At 71.6% G+C, this 6625-nt stretch carries 7 protein-coding genes; all 7 read left to right on the top strand.

Features of this window, described 5'->3' with window-relative positions; all coding sequences use genetic code 11:
• The first annotated feature begins 212 nt into the window (after positions 1-212).
• Positions 213-1457 (top strand): L,D-transpeptidase, encoded by a 1245-nt coding sequence (locus P3L51_RS34305; RefSeq protein WP_354609270.1) that lies wholly within the window; start codon positions 213-215, stop codon positions 1455-1457.
• Positions 1458-1539: 82 nt separating this feature from the next.
• Positions 1540-2310, top strand: coding sequence for an enoyl-CoA hydratase/isomerase family protein (locus P3L51_RS34300; protein WP_354609269.1), 771 nt, complete (start codon positions 1540-1542; stop codon positions 2308-2310).
• 262 nt (positions 2311-2572) lie between these two features.
• A complete protein-coding gene (locus P3L51_RS34295; RefSeq protein WP_435594588.1) occupies positions 2573-3082 on the top strand; it encodes an ATP-binding protein in 510 nt (169 codons plus the stop codon).
• A gap of 139 nt (positions 3083-3221) precedes the next feature.
• Complete coding sequence (locus P3L51_RS34290; protein WP_354609268.1) at positions 3222-3437, top strand: EF-hand domain-containing protein; 216 nt, start codon at positions 3222-3224, stop codon at positions 3435-3437.
• A 127-nt stretch (positions 3438-3564) separates the two neighbouring features.
• Positions 3565-4515, top strand: a complete 951-nt coding sequence (locus tag P3L51_RS34285) for a CopD family protein (protein WP_435594587.1) — start codon at positions 3565-3567, stop codon at positions 4513-4515.
• A 184-nt stretch (positions 4516-4699) separates the two neighbouring features.
• Positions 4700-5080 carry a DUF6221 family protein gene (locus tag P3L51_RS34280; protein ID WP_354609271.1) on the top strand — a complete coding sequence of 127 codons (381 nt, stop codon included), beginning with the start codon at positions 4700-4702 and terminating at the stop codon, positions 5078-5080.
• Positions 5081-5424: 344 nt separating this feature from the next.
• On the top strand, positions 5425-6625 hold a 1201-nt coding region (locus tag P3L51_RS34275), incomplete at its 3' end, for an ATP-binding protein (RefSeq protein ID WP_435594586.1).

The raw sequence follows: 6625 nt of genomic DNA, 5'->3' as shown, positions 1-6625 counted from the left end.
ACCCCCGCCCCCACCTGCGTGACCGTCCCTGATTCCGGGAGACGTTGGAACGGAACAGTGACAATCCCGGGGAGTCCGGGACGGCTCGCGGTGTGATTGTCTAGCGCCGTGCGCGCGAGCAAAGCGCGCGGGGGTGTGGAGCCCGGTCGTGCGTCGTTCGCACCCGGCTCCGAGGCCGTGGTGGGACCCGGCCGTGTGAGGGGAGACGACCATTGAACGGGCAGCCGATATCGGGGGCATCGGCGAAAGCCGGCCGTGGACGGGGCAGAGGACCGGCGGCGTTCGCGCTGGGAAGCCTGTTGCTGTTCGTGACGGCGTGCGGCGGAGGCGGCGGTTCCGACGCGGGCGGTGACGGGAAGGGCGACAAGGGCAGCGGGAAGGTCGAGAACGCCGCCTCGCAGGCCGTCGTGACGGTCGCTCCCAAGGACGGCGCGAAGTCGGTCGCGACGAGCGGCGCGCTCAAGATAAGCGCCAGCAAGGGCAAGTTGACGACCGTCACCGTCGAGGACGGCAAGGGCAACGCGGTCGACGGGAAGATAGCCGCCGGCGGCACGGCCTGGGAGCCGGCCCGGCATCTGGCCGGTGCCACCAAGTACACGGTCCACGCGATAGCCAAGGACTCCGAGGGCCGGGTGTCGGCGAAGGACACCACCTTCACCACCCTCGTACCGAAGAACACCTTCATCGGTCACTACACGCCCGAGGACGGCTCGACGGTCGGTGTCGGCATGCCGGTCTCGCTCAACTTCACGCGGGGGATCACCGACCCCGAGGCCGTGGAGAAGGCCGTCAAGGTGACGGCCGAGCCGTCGGTCCCCGTCGAGGGCCACTGGTTCGGCAACGACCGGCTCGACTTCCGCCCCGAGAAGTACTGGGCCGCGGGCACGAAGGTGACCGTGGAGCTCAACCTCGACGGTGTCGAGGGACGGCCCGGGGTGTACGGCGAGCAGACCAAGAAGGTGCGGTTCACCATCGGCCGCTCCATGGTCTCCACGGTGGACGCCAAGGCCAAGACGATGAAGGTCGTCAAGGACGGCAAGCAGATCAAGAAGATCAACATCACGGCCGGCGCGCCGTCGACCACGACGTACAACGGCCAGATGGTGATCAGCGAGAAGCACAAGGTGACGCGGATGAACGGCGCCACGGTGGGCTTCGGCGGTGAGTACGACATCAAGGACGTGCCGCACGCGATGCGGCTGTCCACGTCGGGCACCTTCATCCACGGCAACTACTGGGCGTCGGCGGGGACGTTCGGCTCGGCCAACGTCAGCCACGGGTGCGTCGGACTGCGCGACGTCCGGGGCGGCTACGACAAGAACATGCCGTCCGCGTGGTTCTACGACCAGTCGATCATCGGCGACGTGGTGATCGTGAAGAACTCCAACGACAAGAAGATCGCCCCGGACAACGGCCTCAACGGCTGGAACATGTCCTGGGCCGAGTGGACGAAGTAGTCCCCGGCGGGATCCGAGGGCCCGGCGCACCCCGACCAGGTGCGCCGGGCCCTTCCGTGTACCAGGACCTAACCTCCTTGGTATGTCATCTGTGAATCTCGAAGTCTCCGGCGGCGTCGGCACCATCAGGCTCGACCGCCCGCCCATGAACGCGCTGAACATCGCGATCCAGGACCGCCTCCGCGAACTCGCCGAGGAGGCCGGCCGCCGCGACGACATCAGGGCCGTGGTCCTCTACGGCGGCGAGAAGGTGTTCGCCGCCGGCGCGGACATCAAGGAGATGCGCGACATGGACCACGCGGCGATGGTCGTACGCTCCCGGGCGCTCCAGGAGTCGTTCACGGCCGTGGCGCGGATCCCCAAGCCCGTGGTGGCCGCCGTCACCGGCTACGCGCTGGGCGGCGGCTGCGAGTTGGCGCTGTGCGCCGACTTCCGGATCGCCGCCGACAACGCGAAGTTCGGCCAGCCCGAGATCCTGCTCGGCCTGATCCCGGGCGCGGGCGGCACCCAGCGCCTCGCCCGGCTGATCGGCCCCTCCAAGGCCAAGGACCTCATCTTCACCGGCCGTCAGGTGAAGGCGCCCGAGGCGCTCACGCTGGGGCTCGTGGACCGCGTCGTACCGGCGGACGAGGTGTACGAGCAGGCGCACGCGTGGGCCGCGCGGCTCGCCCGGGGGCCCGCGCTCGCGCTGCGGGCGGCCAAGGAGACCGTGGACGCCGGCCTGGAGACGGATCTGGAGACGGGTCTCGCGCTCGAACGCAACTGGTTCGCGGGCCTGTTCGCCACCGAGGATCGCGAGCGCGGCATGCGCAGCTTCGTGGAGGAGGGGCCGGGCAAGGCCAAGTTCCTCTGAACGTAAGCCGGTTGGACAACGGAAGCGGGTGCGTCAACCTCGTGCCCCGCTCGGCTCCGCCTTAAGGCAAGGTTAAGGCGGAGCTGTCGATCACGTCAGGTGATCACCCGTGTGTGACGTGTTATCGCAGATCAGGATGGGTAACAGAGACGGCTTCCTGCCATGGTCATATGCCAAACCGGTCTGCGGGGGTGGGCCGTTCGGGGGTGCGGATTCCCCCGGAACGCCCCCGAGAGCCCGCCTGGGCAGCCATGATGGACGCATGGCGGGCCTTGAGGGTGTGGAACAACCGCGGCACGGCGGCGACGGCACCGCTACGCGATTGACTCCGGCCGTCGAGGACGAACAGGCGCGCGGAGTGCTCGAACTGTTCGGCAACCCGACCGAGGGGGAAGTCCGCCTGGCCTCCCGCCCCGAGTCCGCGCTCGCGGCACGCCGGCTCACCCACATCGTCGTGCTGCGGCAGTGGGCGCTGCCCCCGCAGATGGCCGAGCACGCGGTGCTGCTCGTCTCCGAACTCGTCGGCAACGCCGTACGGCACACCGGCGCGCGCGTCTTCGGCCTGCGGATGCTGCGCCGCCGCGGCTGGATCCGCATCGAGGTCAGGGACCCCTCCCGCGGCCTGCCGTGCCTGCTGCCGGTACGCGAGATGGACACCAGCGGACGCGGGCTGTTCCTGGTGGACAAGCTCTCCGACCGGTGGGGCGTGGATCTGCTGCCGCGCGGCAAGACGACATGGTTCGAGATGCGGGTCTCCGACCGCCATCCCTGAGCCGGCCCCGCTCCGGACTGATCCGGCGCGCCTCCGGCCCCGCTCCGGCCCCGAGGGCTTCGCCGGGCTGCCGCCGAGGAGGCTCCGGCGTGCCGATAATCTGACTCCTGTCAGTTGGGCACAAGAAGGGGCGGAAGCAGTGGCGGACAACGAAGAGGCGCGCAAGGCGTTCGACCGTTTCGACGCGAACAGCGACGGGCTGATCACGGCGTCGGAGTACAAGAGCGCGATGGCGCAGCTCGGCGACTTCCATGTGACGGAGACCGTCGCCCAGGCCGTGATCAACGCCCACGACTCCAACAGCGACGGGCTCCTCACCTTCGAGGAATTCCTGGCGTCCCGCGCGAAGGGCTAGGACGTGTCCGCGAAGTCCGCCCGGCCTGCGGGCGGACGGCGCCACTTCGCGGACACCGCCCGGGGCGTGCGGCCGCGACGGTGCATCCGCTCGCGCGGCCGGTGGGCCCGAGCAACTCGTCCGGCGGTTGAGGGCGGACCGGACACACCGCGTGGACCCGCCGGGAGGGAGGAGGGCGAGGGTGCCGACACGGGCCACGGCCGTCGGCGGCGCCGTACTGGCGCTGCTCGTCGTGCTGTACGGCGCGGGCCTCGCCTCGCGCGGCACCGGCGAGCTGCGCATACCCGCCGCCGGCACCACCTCCCTCCTGCGCGCCGCGGTCTTCGCCGCGCTCGCGCTGCACCTCGGTGAACTGGCCGGCGCCGCACTCGCCCGCGTCGGCCCGCTGCCCCGCTCCCTCGCGCTCCCCGCCGCGCTCGCCGGAGCCGCGGCGTCCGCCGGGCAGATCGTGGTCCTCGCGGTGGTCAGCGACCTCGACATCGCGGCGACGTACGGCACCCGCGAGGGCGGCCTGCTGCTCGTCATGGCCAACTGCTTCCTGCTCGCCGCCGGATGCGTCGGCATCGGCCGCCCGCGCTGGGCGCCGGTCGCGCTCGCCGGAGTGATCCTCGCGGAGGCGCTGCGCGCCCACCCGGAGCCGTACACACCGGAGTTGGGCACCGCCCTCACCGTCGTCCATCTGACCGCCGCGTCCCTGTGGGCCGGCGGCCTCTGCCACGTCCTGCGCACCATGTGGCTGCGGCGCGCCGCCCCGGCGGACGCCCGCGCCGTACTGACCCGCTACGCGCGCGGCGCCGTCTGGCTGCTGGTCGTGCTGGCCGCCACCGGCACACTGTCCACGCTGCGCAGGCTGCCCGCCGACGTGGTGCTGACGTCGGCGTACGGCCGCGTCCTGATCGCCAAGGTCGTCCTCGTCGCGATGGCGAGCGCCCTCGCCCTGGCGGCGCGCCGACGTCTCCTGCGCGGCCGCGACGCGCACCTGGCGGCCCGCGTCGAACTGGCCGTCCTCGCGGCCGTGGTGCTGCTCTCCGCAGTCCTCACCGTGGTCCCCGATCCGCACTGGCTCAGCACGCGCTGAGCGGGGGAGCGACCCCCGGATCCGCCTTCCGCACCGGTACGCGGTCGCCGAACCGGCCGACGCCCCGAACAGGGCGGGTGCCGACCGCTACCTCCGTGCGGCATCCTCTGTTGGACGACGAGGACCGTTACGAGAGAAGCAGCACGGCGAGGGATCCGGAAACGTGAAAGCAGACAACACGAACATGCTGGCCTTTGTTCGGGCACGCCTGGACGAGGAGGAGCAGGTCGCGCGGGCGGCCGGCGGGGAGCGCTGGCGGTGCCCGCCCGAGGCGCCGGGTGAGGTCCACGACCGCTCGGGAGGGATCTCGTTCAGCGTGCGGACGCAGGGCTACGACCGCCACATCGCCCTCCAGGACCCGGCCCGCACGCTGCGCCGTATCGAGACGAGCAGAGTTCTCCTGGGCGAGTACGCGGAGGTCGCGCACCTGGACGTCGACCGCCCCGAGCACGACTTCCCCTCGGGCCGCGCCGTGGGGCTGGGCTTCGTCGTCCGGCAGATGGCGGCCGAGCACGCGGGGCACGCCGACTACCAGGCGAAGTGGCTGCCGCGTTTCGCGCAGTAGCCGGTGGCCCCGTACCGGCGGTCCGTACGGGCTCCGCCGAGGGGGGCGCGGTACGGAACGGGCACGTCACCGCCCGTGTCCGGGAAGTGACCGCCCTGTATGCCGATCGGATATACGATCACCCAACAATGTCTGGCACGGGGGTAGTTGACGAGCCATCCGCATAAGCCCCCCCCACGAACCGCCGCGGACGACTCACCGCCGGACATCGACTTCAGCCAACTCGAAGGTTTGCCATGGTCCGATCCCCCACCGCCCCCGCATCTCCGCCGCAAGCCCGCGGGAGACGGGTCCTGTGGCCGGTCGCGCAGCTCCTGGCGCTTCTCACCTTCGCCGCGGGTGCGGTGCCTCTGGCCGGAGTGCACATCGGGGCGGCGGTGGCGTACGGCGCGGCCGCCCTGCTGGTCCTCGTGGCCATGGAGTCGCTTCGCAGAGCGCACCGTGACGCCGCGTCGGAGGCGGCCGTACGGCGGACCGAGGTCGAGCGGGTACGCGCCGAGTCGGGCAGCCGCGAGGCGCACTGGCACAGCTATGTGCAGAACCGCGGCGAACTGGTGTGCTCGGAAGTCGAGTTCATCGTCAAGAAGCGCCTGCCCGCCGCGCTCTCCCGCACCGATGTCCCACAACCGCAGCACCGGGCCGACGAGTTGGGCGCCGGTGTCGCCGAGTGGTTCGACCGGCTGCTGGTCGCCGTCACCGAGGCGGCCGACGACCGCGAGGAGTCGCAGCGGCTTTCGCTGGTCGAGCTGGCGAGCCGGGTGCAGACGTCGGCGCACCGGATCCAGGCGACCGTGACCGGTCTGGCCGACCGTTATCCGGGCGACGCGGACCTGCTGGAGACCACCATGCTGGTGGACCACGCGGCGACCCAACAGGCCCGGCACGCGCAGAGCCTCAAGGTGCTCTGCGGTGAGTGGCCCGGCCAGCAGTGGCAGCGACCGCTCGCGCTGGTGGACGTCGTCCGCGCCGCGTCCGGACGCATCGTCGCCTTCAAGCGCGTCGAGGTCAGCGGTGACCCCGACGTGGGCGTCACCCCCTCCGTGGTGGAACCGCTGATCCACCTCATGGCCGAACTCCTCGCCAACGCCACGGAGTACTCGCCGCCGAAGACGGGCGTGCCCGTGACGGTGCGTACGGTGCAGCGCGGCGCGGTCATCGAGGTGGACGACGGCGGCCTGGGCCTGGACGAGTACCGGCTCGCCGAGGCGCGCGAGATCGTCTCGGGCCGGCGGCTCCTCGGCGTCGGCGACGTGGGCGAGATTCCGCAGACCGGCCTCGCGGTCGTGGGCCGCTTCGCCGAACGGCACGGCTTCCAGGTCGACCTCGGGCCCTCCCCGTACGGCGGCGTCCGGGCCGTGGTCCTGGTGCCGGTGGACGTACTGGAGACGCTGGCGCCCGCCGGTACGCCGGCGGGGCGGGTCCTGCCCGCCGCGCAGCCGGTCCCGGAGGTTCCGGCGCCCGCGCCCGCACCCGCGCGGGAAACGGCGCGGGAGAAGACACCGGGCGAGACGGCCGGCGACGTGTCGGGCGACTCGGCGCAGACCG

The organism is Streptomyces panacea (assembly GCF_040560175.1).
Classification (GTDB): domain Bacteria; phylum Actinomycetota; class Actinomycetes; order Streptomycetales; family Streptomycetaceae; genus Streptomyces; species Streptomyces panacea.
Note: the sequence above shows the minus strand (reverse complement) of the source record. Positions and strands in the feature narration are given on the sequence as shown.